This window comes from Weissella fangxianensis, assembly GCF_024718545.1.
Lineage (GTDB): Bacteria > Bacillota > Bacilli > Lactobacillales > Lactobacillaceae > Weissella > Weissella fangxianensis.
Map to the genome: position 1 here is coordinate 1 of NZ_JAMXDB010000035.1, position 17,028 is coordinate 17,028.

Genomic DNA, 17,028 nt, shown 5'->3' on the forward strand with positions numbered 1-17,028 from the left:
TCAAGGGTTTCAGCCGTTTTATTAGCAAATAAAAAAGACAGATCAGTGGAAACCACTGAAATGTCTTTTTTTAAATGTTATCTTGTCGGACTGCAGAAATTGCAGTTCCGCTTGTACCAAGGGTTTCAGCCGTTTTATTAGCGAACACCCCCTTGTTCAACAAGTGACTTCATTCGGCTGTCATTAAACCAATAGGCTTTGTCCACTCTGGCAACACCTAATTTATAGGCATATAGAATAGGCTTTTCAAGGGTGGCAAATTCTTCAGGACGGATAAGTGGGACTGATTGTTGATTGTAGTTTGTCGAATGACTACCAAATAAAGCGTCAATCGTTCCTGCTGAACCACCAGCGCCCACTGTTGTGCCTTTAATAACAGCAGTTTTTGCACCTGCTCTATCAGAGAAATACTTTTGGCTAGTGTTATCTAGGGCATTATGAACAACAACATAATGCATATTATCCATAATGACCTTGCGCCCGTTTTCTTGATAAATTTTGTCAAGCTGTGCTAATGACTGCAATAGAATCATCACAGATACATTGCGTGAACGCAATGTTGAGATTGCGTCCGTAAATGCAGGCATAAAGCCTAGACGTGGAAATTCATCAAGTGCCATTAAAACATTTGGTTGTGCTTTTTCAGGGCGTTGCGTTAAGTAGCGGGTAAATTGCGAAACAATCAGTGATAGATAACGGCTATATACTTGTAGCTTACTTTCCGGTAAGACAAGATATATCCAGTTTTCTTCAATATCTTTGGGACTAATACTTGCCCCTTTACCTGATAGTTGCCGTAAAACAGGGTCAGTGGCAAAGACAACTAGGGTATTTCGTAGCTCATTCATTAAACTAGCCAATTGTTCTGACTTAATACCTGCTACTGCGTTAATTAGAATTCTGGTCTCTGATTTTTCACTTGCCGATAATTGTTCGATAATCTCATCAGCTTTGTTAGCAGTCAACCATTCTGCAATCTCACTAAATGATTTACTATCTTTAAATTCCCAGCAAGCACTTGCCACGATATTTTGCGCACTTTCTTTAAAGTACGGCTCTTTAATATCAGGGCTAATCGGAATGAGTGTTTGCGCTAAATCAACGACATCTGTATAACTATCAATCACGGCTAACGGGTCATAAGCTAACTGTGGATCAATAAAGTTTAATACTTTTTTGTTGGGGTGCAAGTGCCCTGTTTTAGCAAGTAATTCGGGTTTAATATCGACGACAAAAGCATTGCCTTGGTAAGTTAGCAGTGTGGGAATTAAGTTACTAGCGGTTTTTCCAGTTCCCGCCCCACCAAAGATAGCGACGTTCCCGTCCAAATCATTGGGCTTGGCAACCAGTTGACGTCCTTTTTTACCAAAAACAATACCGTCTTTATTAATTAGATTGCCTTTTTTCAAGCCAGTCTCACTGACAAAGTGAGCTTTTCCAAGTTCACCAGATGCCAGCGAGGTGCGCTGTGGTAATAGACATACAACCCAGCTAATTAGTAAATAAATCAAAAAGTATTTGCCTGCTGTTCTATTCATGTACCAAATCGGGACGTCTAACAGTAAAGCGTATCCGCCGACAAAAAGCACAAAAAAGAATGCAAGACCGTTACTTTTAAAAGTGTTAAAAATCGTACTGCGAATGAAATAATGTATCGGGAAGATAAATGCCCGTACATCAAACCCCTTAGGATTATCTTCGTCATAATCAGCGTGACTGTGATTATGAATACGCATGTAAATTAATGCTCCGAAAACAATTAACGCTGTAATTACTGTATCCATGAACTCTCCCCTTACTATGTAAGTTAGTCTATCATATTGATATTTCGTTTTTCATACGAAGAGATTTAAACCGCCGTTGTTGGGTTTTAATACTAATCCCTGTTTTCCGTTCAATCATTTTGTAGGTCATGCCTTGCTGACGTAACTCATAGGCAAACTGAATTTGTTCATCTGTGTAGGTTTTAGGGCGTCCCTCTCTAAAGTGGGGGTCATGCGTTTTGGCGTATAATTTTCCCTCCTGGGTTCTGGTCACAATCATATCTCGTTCAAACTGGGCAAAGGCACTAAAAATAGTGAAAATCAGATTGCCTGTGGGTGTGTTATCAATCGTTCCCATATTCAAAATTTGCACTTTAACCCCTTGGTCGAAAAGTTTTTGAATGATGTCTAAGGCTTCTCTTGTGTTTCTGGCGAAACGATCAAGCTTGGTAATGATTAGCGTATCGCCAGGCACTAAGATTTTTAATAGTTGATTAAATTGGGGACGTTGGGTAGTTGTCCCTGTAAATTTTTCCTGGTAAATTTTTTCAGCGCCTGCGTCTTTTAATTGCTGGATTTGATTTGCTAGCTTTTGGTCGATTGTACTGACCCTGGCATAACCATATTTCATTGTATTCGCTCCTTTGCTTATGACCGTAAGTTATGACGTGCTTCAACGCCTTTTATTATAAGGGATAAAAAAAGAAGTCACAACTGTTCAGTTGTGACTTCTTTAATATTTTGGCTCTATACTTTTTAGCGTGAAAGTAAAAATTTCACGCTAAAAAGTATAGAGCCAAACAAATCTATGAAACATAATTCATAATAACTTTACCGAATCTATTTCGCTTATTATAAGTTTCATCTAAGAACTCTTTAAATTCCATGGTACTTAATGTACTGTCAATTTGGAATGGAGGCAATTTATAATTGAAATTTTTTAATGAATTTTCTAAATCAAATGTTTCTCCGATACAGTTCCCAATAATTGATATATTATTAACCATAGCAGTTAACATAATTGATTGTAAATTTTGTTGATTTGCAATGTCATTAGTAATTTCAAATGATTCATGTTGATTTTTATATCCACATGTAATGTAACGACCGCCAATATTTAAATGTTTAATTGCTTCTTCTAGATGAATATCAAAAAAAGGATCAAAAATAACATCAAATTTTTCTAAATCATCTGGCCATTTATTGACATTTCTATTTAAGTTAATAACTTCACAATGCTTGACCAAATCCAAGTTATCCTCTGACCACTTAGTTGTGGATAATAGAGTTGGTTTTATTCCTCGGTGCAATAGTGCGTTTATAATAAATAGAGATGTATTTGAGCGTGCACTTAAGACTAATACTTTGTCAGATTGAGAGACATTGCTACGACGAACCATACTTTCGGACGTTTGTCCACCAATTGAGTATCCTGCTGCAATACTATTTGGCATATTATCAGGTACTTTCAATAACTTAGATTTATGAAGTTTTAAATATCCTTTAGATGCTTCATTGGTAACTACACCTGGTGCAACACCGTCTGCAGGCGGTGTTGGATATGCACAATTAGGAATAACTCTATCATTAAGTTCAAATTCTGAAACATTGGTACCTTTTTCAATGATTATTCCTACGAAATCAGATCCAAAAAAAGAAACAGGAGCTGCAGTGTTAGAAAAAGCTCCTGACATTTTGTTACTAGATTTCACGACAATTGCTTTATCTCTGTAATTACATGAAAACGCAACAACTTGAACCAATACGAAATCTTTATTTTTGTCATGTTTTTCATCAAATTTAGGTCGAGGCATTTTTAAATTACCTACATTAACTACATTATCCGAAATAGATAATGTATCCTGTCCTTCTAAATCAAAAGTAGAAACTAGACCTTCATTGATTAATCCTATTACATCCATTTTGAGTCTCCTTTTTCAATTACGAATTTAAAACAATTTTTTCTCGAACAAACATTTTGGTTACAATATTAAATGTAATGATATTTAAAATAATTAAAATAACAACCAATATTAATTCAAATATTGCTCCAAAAACCATTAATCCACTTGCTTGTGATATCATCATCCCAATAATGGGAATTAACAAAATCATTGCTACGGATTGTGCAGATTTACTGCTTTTTGATTTTTGAGAAACCATTAGCACCAACATAGTTGAGAAAAAAGTTAATAATGGAGCAATAATAAACATCATTATTAACCAATGTACTGTAGGGAAAATCATAGATTCAAATACACCATATCCTAAAACATCAAGTACAATACCGTATAAAAAGACTGAGACCCAAGTTAATAAGATACTTGGCACTAACACAGCAATTAGCTTCCCCATCAATAATTCACTATCTGAAAGTGGTGTGTATAGTAATCCTTCAATCGTTCTTTTTTCTTTCTCACCGACAAATGATGAGCTAGCTAGCACAGTAGAGATCATGATTGGAATTAATAAGAATAATGGCATAAAGAAAAATATTAATAAAGCATATAAGCCAATGTTTTCAGCTGAAATATTACTTGGAATTAAATCACTTTTAAAATTTTCCAGAAATTGCGAAACACCACCTACATTGTTAATTAGTACATTTCTAACCCCACCAAATATTAGAATAGATGGCAAAATAATACTGAACATAATAGGCAGAATTAGTAGAGGAGCTAAGGTTGCTTTGTCATTTTTAAGTTCCAACCACTCTTTTTGTACCAATATTTTAATCCTATGTTTATTCATAAATTTGCTCCACTCCTAACGTTTTAAAATATAGTTCCTTTACGGTGTGGTTCACTATCGTTATTCCATTAACTGGAATGTCATTTGCAATATCAGCAATAACACGAGAATGATTGTCTTTGGTCTCTAACATGATACGGGTTATGTTAATATCAAAACTGCTATGAATAACATTGAAATTTGCAGTTAGATAATCTAAATTATTTTCAAAGTTTTCTTTATCTGATAACACATCTAGTTCCACAGTAGGCCAGCAATCAGAAATAAGTTGTGTTGTTTTTCCATGTACTACAACCTCTCCTTTGTTTAAGATTAAAACGTCATCTGCAATACTCTCTAACCCCAATAATTGATGGGTCGCCATAATAATTGTTGTTTCATGACGTTTAACATATTCTGTCAAAATTTTCGTCAATAAATCAATCATGTATGGATCAAGTCCAGATGTAGGCTCATCTAAAATTAATAATTTAGGATTTGTCAATAAAGCACGAATAATAAGCACTTTTTGTTTCATACCTTTACTTAATTCACCTACTTGAGAATTAAGCCGTTCTGAAATTTCAAACCTACTTGTCAGTTCCGAAATTTTAACTTCCAAATGATCTTCTGGAATTTCATAAAAGCCTCCCCAAATTTTAAGGTTTTCAAAAATCGTTAAGTTTTCATATAAGTTTCCATCATTTTGTACACTTATATTCTGTCGAATATTTGAAGGGTTTATATCGCCATTAAAAACGCTAATTACACCACTATCTTGTTCAATTAGTGATGTAATTAATCGAATAATAGTAGTTTTCCCTGCACCATTCGGTCCTAATAATGCTAAAATTTTCCCTTTTTCTAAAGAAAAGCTCACATCATTTATTACTTTTTTTTGAGAGATGCTTTTATTGACTTTTGATAAAGTAAGTATCAACGGTATATCCTCCATTTTATGCTTTTTTAATGCCTATTATCCCCAGTGAAACTACTATTACTAACACGCTAATAATAATATTAGTAGTGATACTTTCAATTGATCCAGTATGGAATATATCTATGGGTGATAACAAAGTTGTGGGTGACCATTCCTTAAACCATTCGTACGTTGCGAAGATACTCCCAATGAATATAAATAATTCAATCAATGCAGCGCCTATAAAACTAGAATTGAATATAATTGAGACAGTTACACCTACTATTGTCATAGTAAAAAATCCTAATAGTTGTATACACAAGCTTGTCACAATATTAAACGTATCCAATTCATTAAAGTACAAAGTCAAAATAGAATAGAAAATAACGTCATTTAAAATCAGTAAAATTACAACAATCGATAGTCCTACCAAAATTTTTGGATAGTAAATTCGATATCCTTTCTTTGTACGCGAAAGATAAAAAATATGTACAGACTCTGATTTTGGTAAAACAGTCATACTGCTTATTAAAAAGACAACTACAAAAAGAATTAATTGAGACATGTTTTTAAAATAAGATTGCAATAATGAGGTTTCATCTGGAATCGGCAAAGACGTCACCGTAGATCCTAAACTATCTAAAATTTTTGCTGCATTATATGCCATAATTGGTGAAAAAATAGCAGTAAAAACAAATAAAATTGTAACTACCAGTAATCTATTTCCTCTAACCCAACGTTTAAAATTTAAATTGATTAATTTCATATTCATTGGACCTCCTTGTTCACAGATGTTTCAAATGCAGCAGACAAAGAATAATTTGTTTTAGAAATAGAGGTAATTAAATCAGTATGTTGACTACATAGCATAAACACTTTTTGGAAATCATTTTGTGGAAAGTATATTGTGTTTGTATCATTACTTATTCTAATGGGGACATTCGGTCGTAATAAGATAGTTAACCTATTCAGGTTTTCAGAAGTAGAACATTTAAGAACAGATTCAATAGATTCGAGATCAATGAAGTCTCTTAAATTACCAGCATATACTAGTTTCCCTTCGTTTAGAACGATTAAATTATCCGCAATTTGCTCCATATCTTTAAGATTATGACTAGAAACAATAACTGCTCTGTCCTTTGAAATTGTTTTAATCAGCTTCAAAATATCTCGTTGTCCGGCTGGGTCAAGAGCACTAGTTGGCTCATCCAATATCAGTACTTCTGGATCTAATATAAGAGATGCTGCAATCCCTAGTCGTTGTAGCATTCCTCGAGAGAACCCATTAATAAATCTATCCCTTGCCTCATCCAATCCTACCATTTTCAATAACTTTCTGGCGGAATGCAATTCATAGTTTTGACTGCTTAATGCTGCAGATTGCTGCATCACCTCTATAGCAGTAAGATTAGTATCGAAAAAGGGGGTATCCGGACAGTAAGAAATTTTGTTTGTTTGATATACTATGCTTCCCTCATATTCTTGATTTAATCCCATAATACATTTAATTAACGTTGTTTTTCCTGCACCGTTTGGTCCAATTAATGCAGTCACACCAGATTCATCCGATATTTCTAAAGATATGTTATCTAATGCAACCTTCATAGGGAACTTCATTGTTATATTATTAATTTCAAGTAAATTCATAACTAATACTCCCTATTTTCACCAAATAATAGGTAAATCATTCCCCCAAGAGGTATAGAAATGCAGACAACAATAGCCCATGCCCATTTTGGAATCCATTTGGTTGACGCAGCTTTATATATTTTGTACCAACATACGGAGATATAAAGAGCTATTAAAATAATTAGCAACATCCATGTTGTGTTCATATAACATATCCACCTTTTTTGAGAATTAGTACCGATTTTTTGATAAATCTGAAATATCAACCTTTGCGATTTCCAATCGTTTAGTTAGTAACTTCTCAAAATCTAAGCCTGTCGTAAAAGTATCTAAAATAGACTCTGCAAGTATTTCTGTTCTTTGTTCGCCTAAACTTTGACGAATCCCTTTACTATCTAATGGTTGTTCAGCTGTTGATAGTGAATCGTATAATACCTTTGTAAAAGGTGACGGTACTAATCCCGTATGCAATGGATTTACATCTTGTATAACATCAAGCAAAGCCATTTGAACCATTTCAGAATTATTTACATCACTATAGAATACAACTGAATCATTTCTAGGATAACTTTCCGTAGACGATAACACTTTACCAGAAAACTCAACATTGTCTTTTAGTAGTTTATCAATAGTAGCAGACCATATTTTGATGGCGTCCTCCGGATTATCAGTTCCTACATAATATCGGATGGTAGATAGATTATTAGTTGCAACAAACATATAAAACCCAGGAGTTAAATTAGGGCGTTTAGACGAAAGCTCTAATTTGTTGTTTACAGATTGTTTATTGATACGTACTCCGCCTACTTCTGAATAAGTTACGTTATCAATAGCAAAATTTGTTGATGGAACTAAAATAGTATGGTCTTGAATAGAATCGGCAATAATTGGTTGTAAATCATTTCGAGCAGTATGGGGCGTTAATAAATTACTATTACCAGTATGCAGTACACAATATAACCACTGTGATAGTTCACTTTTAGGTCTCTGTAGAACATTTTCGTAATTAATGTCGTCTACTGTAACAATTTCTAAATCAATATCCACAGATACTCGATTTAGTAATGAATCAATCGAAGTATTCTTTAACATAATGTCCCCCTTTTTAGTAAAATGTACTTAATGAATCTGGATTAACAATTGCTTGGCGTCCTACTCCTGCAATAGCCTTGTCAACTGAGGATAGTCGGAAAGTAAATTTTGACCTGCTAATAATTCGTTCCAGAATAAACCAGCCAATATCTGCAGATAAAACAGAAAAATCAATAGAACCGTGATTGTATTTTGAATACTTTGAAATCGCTTGTTGGAATAAGGGTTTAATTTCCATTAATTTTTTCTCTCCTTTTTCCATAAACATCCGATTAACATCCTCTTCACTAGAAGCATCCATTGATGCCTTCGAAAATACATCTAATAAAGTATTAAATAAAATGGACCCTAAGAAACCGGCCAAGTCTGTTAAAGAATCGCCAACACCAAATTCTTCGAAGTCAACTATGATTAATACATTTAAATCAGTAACTAGAAACTGATCGAATCGCATATCTCCATGTCGAACACCAGCGACTACTTTTTGATTTTTTGTGATTAATCCTTTTAATAAATCCGAGTCATGCTGCAAGATTGAAAATAGCTCTAACTCTGCACCAGTACACTCCGTGTAAGCATATTCTGAAATGGCGACTAATGGAGAAAGTGTGTTATCTATAACTACAGAATTTTTTGATTCATTAATACTTGTAGGTAGATTATTAATTTCAGCTAGATACTTCATAGCATTTGGAATTAGGTCGATAAAACGTTTCAAATCATTTTGTAATAAATCTTCTAAGGTTGTTGCATTTTCAACCCACTCATGACTGACTACAAATTTATCTTCATTAATATGTACTAATCTCGGTGACTTTATTTGTAATTTTTCATTTAATAAACTGTCAAAAACTTTCATATTATTCATTCGACGTTCTTTATCTTTAGTCTCTCCATTTAATCGTTTTTCAATCACTTTAGTACCATTAATGTGATTTGATTGTGATTCATTTCTCCCATTCAATGCGCTTTCCATGTCTAGCAGACCTCCTATAACAAGTTTTCGAATTCCATTAACTTACGTGCATTTTCATATATATATAATTCTTCTACAAGATTAATTTCTCGTGGGATATTAAAGGCAAAGGCTAAGACCTTTCGATTATTTCTATTCATCCAAATCGCAGATAATACTCCTGGAGCATTACCACCCTTATAAATCATCTGATTATTAGGTAAATCATCCCATGGTAACCATGATTGATTACATAAATAATTGATAATCTTTTGGATTTCTTTCATACTTAAGAAATAGTCTTGTCCATTTATCCATTGGACTTCTTTCATGTATTCTTTAGATTGGAAAGCACTCCAATTTTTCAGGTATAAAATATTCGTTAATTCTATATGCCCATATTCTATGTCTAGACATTCCTCATATAATTTAGTCATATCATGGGGTTCAATTACTTTCAGTAATATATCCATTGCTGTATTATCAGATGCCAGTAGCATGCGACTAAGTAATTCCTGGTAGGAAATTGACTTTCCTACATCATTAATATTTAAGCCCGCGCTGAGAACACTAATGTCCGAATTATTGATGATATATTTATTTTTTAACGTTAGTTTGTTCTCTTGATTTAAAAAATAAATATTTGTCGCTACAAGTAACTTAATAAGTGACGAAACTGCCATTTTTTTATTTTTATTCTGAAATTGCGTGTTAAACATAGCTGAAAAAACAGAATTATCAAATACGAAGAAAGAATCAATAAAATCTTTAAAACTGGTAACGTTTTTTGTTTTTGGACGAACAATTAATTTATCAAGATAATTTTGCTTAGGAACTATGATAATATCTACAAAAATATTATTTATATTCCCAGTTAAATGAGACTCTGATACTTTTCTAAGAGTTATATAGTTACTTTGACGTAACGCAATAATAATTTCTTTTAATTGTCGTTTTTCGTTTACTGTCTTATCATTGGAAATTAATTCATTTATTACATCTTCATCAAATTTGTCATCGATAATTATATGTAATATTTGATCGATTAGTGTGTTTTTCATTTTGGATATTCCTGTTCGGGTAATGTGCTTTATATTGAAAACAAGCCCTCAATAAAATAACTATTGAGGGCTTGTTTTCTGCATGTACAAATTATGGATAGACTATAAGTCTAAAAGCTCCATGAAAATGTCCATGAAACAGATGCTGAGTAGCTAACACTCAAAGAAATTGATGTTCCAACATTACCTAATTGACTTTCTTCAACAGCACTGCGTTGAACATCAATTGGTGAAGTGTAACTTGTGTATCCTGACAACAATGTAGCATCTTTCATAATCTCTAACCTCCCAAGTTAGGGCCCTATGTAAATATAGTCGGAAATTTTCCAACAAAAACAATATAATTTTTGTAGAGTGATAAGTGATGTCCCATCTCTGCTACACACGAAAATATACTCTTTAATTTTATAAAGTCAAAACATATGCATTTTTTTAATGCATAAAACCTTTAAACGGACTATATTGACAACATTTTAGTAATGTTTTATGTATACAAATTGAAGCAGTAACGAACAAGTAAAAAGAGTAAACTTAAAAAAGGTTCATCGTGTTGTTTTGGTTACACGTATGGTATCTTATGCGTCAATTCCTGTAGATTCATGGGCAGCCGATATTTCGTAATTCTAATTGCTGGAATTATCCGCACTTTGGCAGGTATAGGGGCAAAAATATCGCCTTTATGACAAGAAAAATAATATTTGAACACTATATTTAGAGGCTTGTAGCTATAGAAGTGCACGTCATAAATATAGTGTTTCATTATGCTTGGCTTACAGGACATATCTACTTTTTTACGATATAATACGACTAGTAGAAAAGTTAAGACGGTAGCTATTCTGATAGTAGGGGGTGGTGCTTATGGTGTAAAAACCGTAATTAAACCATATCCTGATGAAAGGGGTAGCTTAGGTGTCGATTACAGACGCCTTACAACTAATGTTGAATTTCGGAACGTTTATCGTTACCTTAATTGCATTAGTTGTTGAGCTGATAAAAATCAGCAAAAAAAAATAACCGTCTTAGCTTTGCAGAGCTAACGGTTATTTAAACTTTAGTTTTTGCTACCGTCTTACACGGTTCTACTGGGAAGTCCTGTTCACGCAGGGCTTCTTTTCTTTCTGTCTACATTATAGCACAAGTCCATAATATGGACTAATAAAATTATTACCTAGATTTTTCCCCGTTATAGCAAGGCTATTTTGCCTAGTTTTGGTAGCTGGTAAAAAATTTACGTTACGGCATTGGTTATTCAATAGACGTTTACCCGTTTATTAAAGGAAAATAGGTTTAGAATGCGTTTCTCAAACACTAAATACATAAAAAAAACGCCTTTAATTAGGCGTTTTTCGTAATTAACGTTGTATATTTGGTTGCTTTTGTTCTTTCGGCTTTTTAATTTACTTACAAAAAAATTATTTGTTTTTCCGCACTTCTAAGCCCTGAATACCATTTTGATACGTCCATTCTTTTACAGCTTGCATATCGTTTGTGCGGTAAAAATCAGCGATTAATTCATTCCATTTAGCCCACTTATCTAACGGCACATTGATAAGCCCTGCACCACCGTCAATCATGATTTTATTGGCACTTAGTGTAGCGGTTCGTTTATTACCGTCCCAAAAGATTTGTTGACGCATATTATGATACATAATCGTTAAGGCTTTATCAGTTGTGGTTGTGTGTGAATTAGTCAACGTTTTTTGTAAAAATGTTTGTTCTTCTTGTTGATTAATTAGGGGTGGTTCAAAAAATTCTTCGTCACCTAAATTGACCCCACCTTGACCCTGTCGTAATTCACCAGGGACTAAGGCATCTTCGGCAGCCACAATTTTATTGATTGCTTTTTCAATATCTAAGGTCATTTCTGCGGTTTCTGTGGTCACATATTGCCAACCACGCTTTAAATTAACAATTGTTAAAACATCTTCCACGGGTACACCGGCAACACTCATACCGTCCATGATTGTTTGCGTTTGGGGTAAAGTCGTATTAATTCCTTCAAAACGGGCATTAGTATGCACTAATTTGGTGAAATTTGAGCGTGCAAAACGACGATTTTCTTCGGAGGTAAAACTGTATATATCAACATATTGCTGTGAGCTTGTCATTAAAATTGACTCCTTTTAATTATCAAAAAGACGCTTAAAAAAGCTCTTCTTTGTCGTTTTTTTTTGATAATCATTATTTTCTTCTGGCTGTTGCGTTTGTTGCTTAACTTCGGATGGTTCGTTTTGCTGATTTAAAAGGTGTTGTGTTGATAAGTTTAACTGTTGTTGCTGATCAACTAGTTTTTGCGCTTCATTAAGCTGTTTATCTTTACTTTCCAACTGCTTAACTAATAACGTATTTTGCTCTTTTAAATTTTCAATATTTGCTTGCATGGCAGCAATAACTTGACTAGTATCGTTATCTTTTTGGTTCTTGTCTTCATTGTGCTGAGTACGTTGTGATCGTTGCGCAACGTTAGAAATTGATTCGCCTGTCATTCCTTTAACAATGCTGTTTTTTTGCGTTGCGTTAAACAACATTGCGCGTTCTTTTACATCGGTGTACGCAATATTGTGTTTCTTTATATAACGATACACATTTGATTTATCTTTACCAACTTCCTCCGCAATATCCCTCATAGAATAGAGTTTCATACCAACCGCCTCCTCATTGCGTACAATACTATCACATCATTGTGCGCAACATTGTATAAAAATAATATATTAACTTATTTATATCGATCATTGCGAATGAAACTATTATATATTTCTACTTGTGTAACTGAACGACCTCTTTTAGCCTGAAATAATTATAAATCCATATCACTTTCTTTAATGGCTGGATTTAAAACATCTCGTTTCAAATAACCATATGTATAACTTTTAGGCGCACCAAGCCAATTTTTAAAATCTTCTGGAGTTCCTTGAATGATAGCAATTGATTGCCCATTATCTTTTAAATTTAATAGGAGCGTCCATGCCGCTTTAAGTCTAAGACGCTCGAGAATTCATAGATTAACGTATAAATCACATTGAACCGTTCTCCATTTTATCCTGAATTTTTACAGTAATCAGATACTGCTCAATAGCTTTTTTAAGATATTTAGCAATATTTCTTTTTGAATAACCCTCTTTTTTCTCCGAAACATAAGAGACGTGTGTTTCTACACCACTCAATCCCCGTAAATCCTTTAATTTATCATACAGTGGGTAGACATGCTTCTGTAAGCCTGCCATGATTGCCTTATCAATTAAATCATACGAAGACAACATAAAATGTTCCATCAATATTTTCGTATAACGACTTTCCATTGCTTGTAAATAAAACTGTTCTTGAGCAACCTCTTTTCTTGCTTTATCTTCTAAATAAGTTTCATCTTCCTGCTTATAGCTGTTATCATCTGCCATACGCTTTTCAGTGATATGAAAAACAATTGAATCAATTGCTCTACCTTTTTTAATCTTGTCATAAGTCACATTAAAATGTGTATAGTTACTAATCTCTTCTAAGGGAATATCCAAAATTTTTTTGCTAAAATTGGTAAAACGTTGATATTCATTTACAGTGTCAGTTAATCGCCTTAGTTCTTTCATACTGATAGACGGATTTCGATACTTTTCTAGCTGTTCTTCTCTACGATTCCCCTTCGTACTGTAATAATCATATTGATTATAAGACATACAAAGCCACTTATAGAGAATAATACTGTACTTACTACTTAATTCCACAATATCTGATAGAGCATATTGTGTAAAATTCGTATTTAGTTCAATTAGATAAGGCATGATACGATGATTAAATTCAATTGTTACGACATCATTATAACTATTCCATTCTACATACGGGATTGGCACAATACTTTTCATTTCATAACCTTGATCTTTAACTTCTCTAATTTGAAAATAAGCTTGTTTTTGCATTTTTTCAATAGCTTGCTTAAACCGTGTATGTTTATTTTCACTTCTAACATCAAAAAAAGAAAACAATTCCTGCTTAGATAAATAAACAATATTATCTTTAGGTGGGTTAGTAGTATCGATAGCAGATACTGCTAATTCAAAAATTTTAAGAGGCGTCTTATCCATTTTGGCAACGCTACTGATTAGATCGTTGTGCTCAACCACTTTTCTTTTTTGTAAGTCGTTCATATGCGTCACCTGATTTTTGCTTGTTACTTCATTTTTATTTATACTGTTCATAGTAAATATGCTCCTTTGCGTGTGTTTACAGATAGCATGAAGAAATTCCGTCCAAAAAGTCTTTCTTCATGTTTTTATTATATCAAAACATAGCTACTTGTAAACACAAAAAGTAGCTATCAGCATCTCTTTTCCTAGTCATATACATCCCTTTTAGTAGTCATATACATCCCTTTTAGTAGTCATTTAATCATTATAACCCTTGCTAATACTAACTTTTCAAGCACGCAAAAGGGTTTAAAAGACAAAATATTAAAGATAAATTAAATAGGCTTCGCCTTTTCCATACCCTTTAATTCTTTAAAATCTTAAAACCGTAAATTCTATTAATGCGACTTACCATTGATTCACAGTTTATTTGTCTTTCTTAATCTAAAAATAATCAAACAAAAAGAACCTCCTAAAATCGTCTCTAAGACGAGTTAAGAGGTTTCAGGTCTATTTATATGATTTAAGCAAAGAAATGCGTTAGAAACCAAAATATAAGACCTGAAAGCAAACCAGTTGGAATCACAGCATACAAATAATTTTTAATTTCAAACCAACTCATTTTTTTATGGGTTTGATTAATTTCTCCAGCCAGTCGATTAGCGACTTGGTCCATCGTTTCTTGAACGGTTTGATTTAGATTGTTGCTGAGATTTTTCAACGTCTCGTTGTTGCTCTTTTGGTCGTTGTTTATCTGTTTTAAGACTTCGATTGTCTTTTGATTTATCTTGCGTGTTTGCTCTTTGAACTGTTCGTGCGCGCCTTTGAGCGTCTCGATTGATTGTTGTTTGTTGGTCTCTCTGCTGTTTTCTAAATTGTTCAAGGTCGTTTGAAAAGCCTGATTGACCCGTTGACTGGCTTGCTCTATCTGTTGGAGCTGTTCGGTCAATTCTATCTGTTGTTTGCTCTGTAATTGAATTTGCGTGCCCTGATAGTTCCTGATTTCTTTCAAGGTTTGGTTGAGTTCGGTCAGGTTTGGCTGTATCTGGGTTTCGGGTTTTTGTGTGGTTTCTGGTTCGTCTTTCCAACTCATGGTAAATTTCCCCCTTTTCATAAGCTGTGCCGAGTTTATTTCCCCGTGCTTTGTAATTCGTCCCTGTTAGCTGGTAAGTGAGGTCTTTGCCCCGTTCCCATACATCGACTGTTTTTTGTTTTAAATCGTCTCTAAACGTCTGAAAATCAGTGACAAGTCGATTTGCCATGGTCTTGTCTACGGCTTGTCTGATTTGGTCTTTCCATGTGGGTTGACCCTTAGCTTGCATTTTAATTTCTGCCATTGTCCGCTTTTCATAGCGGTTCGGGTCAACTTGCGTCACTTCTAGTCCATGTTCTTGGCTGATTTCATCTGTGTTATGCACCAATTTTTCGCGGTACTCTTGCCAATTTCCGTGCATTTTACGCCCTGTTTCAAGGTCAATTGCCCCAATCACGGCATGAACGTGTAAAGCATTCGTATCTGCGTGTTCATATAGCGCCACTTGCTGATTAGGATAGGTTTTTTGATACACTTCTTTGGCAATTTCTAGGGCTTTTTGCTGGTCGTTTTCGTTGGTTGGGTCAAGCTCTTTGGGACTAAATGAAATACGACTGGCATATGCTTGCGTTTTTCCTTGATTGCCATACACTTCACGGACTTGTTTTAACTGACTTTTGGCATAGTCTACGTCTAGATTGAGTCCGTCCTTTAATACGGCACGTTTTTCAGCGTAATTGACTAAACGTGACGCACTATCCGACCGTTTTATGTGAGTTGTTGCCATATCTTTGCCACCTCGCTTTGAAGTTCTTGCAAAGCAGGAGCATGGACTGCGCCCCCCTGATTGGCGTGTTTGGCTAATTGATTGAGATTACTTCCAATTTTTGCTAATTGGCGTGTTATCTCTTGGGCATCTTTTGCGCCAATCTTGGGGACTATGATCCGTGCCCCTTGTGCCTTCTTTTTGACAAAAGCAGGCACGGACATATTTAAAGTTTTCGCTGACTGCGAAAGCTTTAAATAGTCCTGTTCGCTCACTCTAAAATTGATTTGTCGACTCTCTTTTCGATTGGGTTGTTTATCGGAAAGATAGCTAGCCATATTGTGTTGTTCGCTCACAAATCCCACCCCCTTTGTTTTGCCTTTCAGGCAAGTAAATTGATTGATTAAGCTCGTGAAACCCTTAGGGTTTCTACTCACATAATAAATCAATTTACGGGGATTGGCATGCAACCCACATGCTAGCCACTTACGTGTCTGATGTGGTGCTTGCAAAGGGGACGCTAGCGCTCGCCCCTTGACCCCCTAGCTACGCAAACTCATGGCAAAATGACTAGCTATATGCTAGCCACTTTTTACCAATCGTTGCGTATGCCATTTGCTGATTTATTCCGCAAATGGCGTCTACCCGACGGGGGCTGTCTGCCGAATTATTTTGCATAATAAGCATGATTTCATCAAGACAATTTTCGCACTTGACGCATGCTTTCAGCAGGAGCTCTTCCAGCAGACCATTTCATGGAGAGTTCTGCCCGAACAGGTCAAGCGTCTCACGCTTGACCGAGGTTTCTGGAAGTGTCGTTTTGACACTTCCGCTATTATCAAGGGTTTCAGCCGTTTTATTAGCAAATAAAAAAGACAGATCAGTGGAAACCACTGAAATGTCTTTTTTTAAATGTTATCTTGTCGGACTGCAGAAATTGCAGTTCCGCTTGTACCAAGGGTTTC

General features: G+C 34.5%; 18 protein-coding genes. 1 reads left to right on the forward strand and 17 read right to left on the reverse strand.

The annotated features are described in order from the left end of the window. Positions 1-137: 137 nt before the first annotated feature. From NGR58_RS08195 to NGR58_RS08245, 11 genes are all read right to left on the reverse strand, one after another. Positions 138-1,784 (reverse strand): type IV secretory system conjugative DNA transfer family protein, encoded by a 1,647-nt coding sequence (locus tag NGR58_RS08195; protein ID WP_258089062.1) that lies wholly within the window; start codon positions 1,782-1,784, stop codon positions 138-140. Between the two features lie 31 nt (positions 1,785-1,815). Continuing rightward, entirely contained in the window at positions 1,816-2,394 is a 579-nt protein-coding gene (locus NGR58_RS08200) for a recombinase family protein (protein ID WP_258089063.1), read from the reverse strand. Positions 2,395-2,569: 175 nt separating this feature from the next. Continuing rightward, positions 2,570-3,685: an alcohol dehydrogenase catalytic domain-containing protein gene (locus NGR58_RS08205; protein WP_010889645.1), complete on the reverse strand. Its 1,116-nt coding sequence runs from the start codon at positions 3,683-3,685 to the stop codon at positions 2,570-2,572. A gap of 19 nt (positions 3,686-3,704) precedes the next feature. Further along, complete coding sequence (locus tag NGR58_RS08210) at positions 3,705-4,514, reverse strand: ABC transporter permease subunit (protein ID WP_010889644.1); 810 nt, start codon at positions 4,512-4,514, stop codon at positions 3,705-3,707. Beyond that, positions 4,507-5,433: an ABC transporter ATP-binding protein gene (locus NGR58_RS08215; RefSeq protein WP_258089064.1), complete on the reverse strand. Its 927-nt coding sequence runs from the start codon at positions 5,431-5,433 to the stop codon at positions 4,507-4,509. The genes NGR58_RS08210 and NGR58_RS08215 overlap by 8 nt, the downstream gene beginning before the upstream one ends. 16 nt (positions 5,434-5,449) lie before the next feature. Beyond that, on the reverse strand, positions 5,450-6,178 hold the full coding sequence (locus NGR58_RS08220; protein WP_168940467.1) for a hypothetical protein: 729 nt from the start codon (positions 6,176-6,178) through the stop codon (positions 5,450-5,452). A 2-nt stretch (positions 6,179-6,180) separates the two neighbouring features. Next, complete coding sequence (locus tag NGR58_RS08225; RefSeq protein ID WP_010889641.1) at positions 6,181-7,059, reverse strand: ABC transporter ATP-binding protein; 879 nt, start codon at positions 7,057-7,059, stop codon at positions 6,181-6,183. A 213-nt stretch (positions 7,060-7,272) separates the two neighbouring features. After that, positions 7,273-8,133, reverse strand: coding sequence for a T3SS effector HopA1 family protein (locus NGR58_RS08230; protein WP_010889640.1), 861 nt, complete (start codon positions 8,131-8,133; stop codon positions 7,273-7,275). Between the two features lie 13 nt (positions 8,134-8,146). Further along, positions 8,147-9,109: a hypothetical protein gene (locus NGR58_RS08235; RefSeq protein ID WP_258089065.1), complete on the reverse strand. Its 963-nt coding sequence runs from the start codon at positions 9,107-9,109 to the stop codon at positions 8,147-8,149. A 14-nt stretch (positions 9,110-9,123) separates the two neighbouring features. After that, entirely contained in the window at positions 9,124-10,149 is a 1,026-nt protein-coding gene (locus tag NGR58_RS08240) for a serine hydrolase (protein ID WP_010889638.1), read from the reverse strand. A 110-nt stretch (positions 10,150-10,259) separates the two neighbouring features. After that, positions 10,260-10,424, reverse strand: a complete 165-nt coding sequence (locus tag NGR58_RS08245; RefSeq protein ID WP_010889654.1) for a hypothetical protein — start codon at positions 10,422-10,424, stop codon at positions 10,260-10,262. A 661-nt stretch (positions 10,425-11,085) separates the two neighbouring features. Between NGR58_RS08245 and NGR58_RS08250 the strand changes: the two genes are divergently transcribed. Further along, the gene (locus NGR58_RS08250; RefSeq protein WP_179888959.1) at positions 11,086-11,163 is read left to right on the forward strand and encodes a putative holin-like toxin; all 78 of its coding nucleotides are present in this window, start codon (positions 11,086-11,088) and stop codon (positions 11,161-11,163) included. 398 nt (positions 11,164-11,561) lie between these two features. On the opposite strand, the gene NGR58_RS08255 is transcribed toward NGR58_RS08250, so the two are convergent. The 6 genes from NGR58_RS08255 to NGR58_RS08280 all read right to left on the reverse strand — a co-directional run bounded on the left by NGR58_RS08255 (position 11,562) and on the right by NGR58_RS08280 (position 16,419). After that, positions 11,562-12,257 carry a Fic family protein gene (locus NGR58_RS08255; RefSeq protein WP_010889637.1) on the reverse strand — a complete coding sequence of 232 codons (696 nt, stop codon included), beginning with the start codon at positions 12,255-12,257 and terminating at the stop codon, positions 11,562-11,564. Between the two features lie 15 nt (positions 12,258-12,272). Next, positions 12,273-12,791 carry a DUF536 domain-containing protein gene (locus tag NGR58_RS08260; RefSeq protein ID WP_258089066.1) on the reverse strand — a complete coding sequence of 173 codons (519 nt, stop codon included), beginning with the start codon at positions 12,789-12,791 and terminating at the stop codon, positions 12,273-12,275. 155 nt (positions 12,792-12,946) lie between these two features. Continuing rightward, positions 12,947-13,144, reverse strand: a complete 198-nt coding sequence (locus NGR58_RS08265) for a replication initiation protein (protein WP_258089068.1) — start codon at positions 13,142-13,144, stop codon at positions 12,947-12,949. A gap of 19 nt (positions 13,145-13,163) precedes the next feature. Then, entirely contained in the window at positions 13,164-14,336 is a 1,173-nt protein-coding gene (locus NGR58_RS08270; RefSeq protein WP_010889635.1) for a RepB family plasmid replication initiator protein, read from the reverse strand. Between the two features lie 587 nt (positions 14,337-14,923). After that, on the reverse strand, positions 14,924-16,084 hold the full coding sequence (locus tag NGR58_RS08275) for a relaxase/mobilization nuclease domain-containing protein (protein WP_010889633.1): 1,161 nt from the start codon (positions 16,082-16,084) through the stop codon (positions 14,924-14,926). Beyond that, positions 16,066-16,419 carry a MobC family plasmid mobilization relaxosome protein gene (locus tag NGR58_RS08280; RefSeq protein WP_258089067.1) on the reverse strand — a complete coding sequence of 118 codons (354 nt, stop codon included), beginning with the start codon at positions 16,417-16,419 and terminating at the stop codon, positions 16,066-16,068. The genes NGR58_RS08275 and NGR58_RS08280 overlap by 19 nt, the downstream gene beginning before the upstream one ends. Between the last annotated feature and the right edge of the window lie 609 nt (positions 16,420-17,028).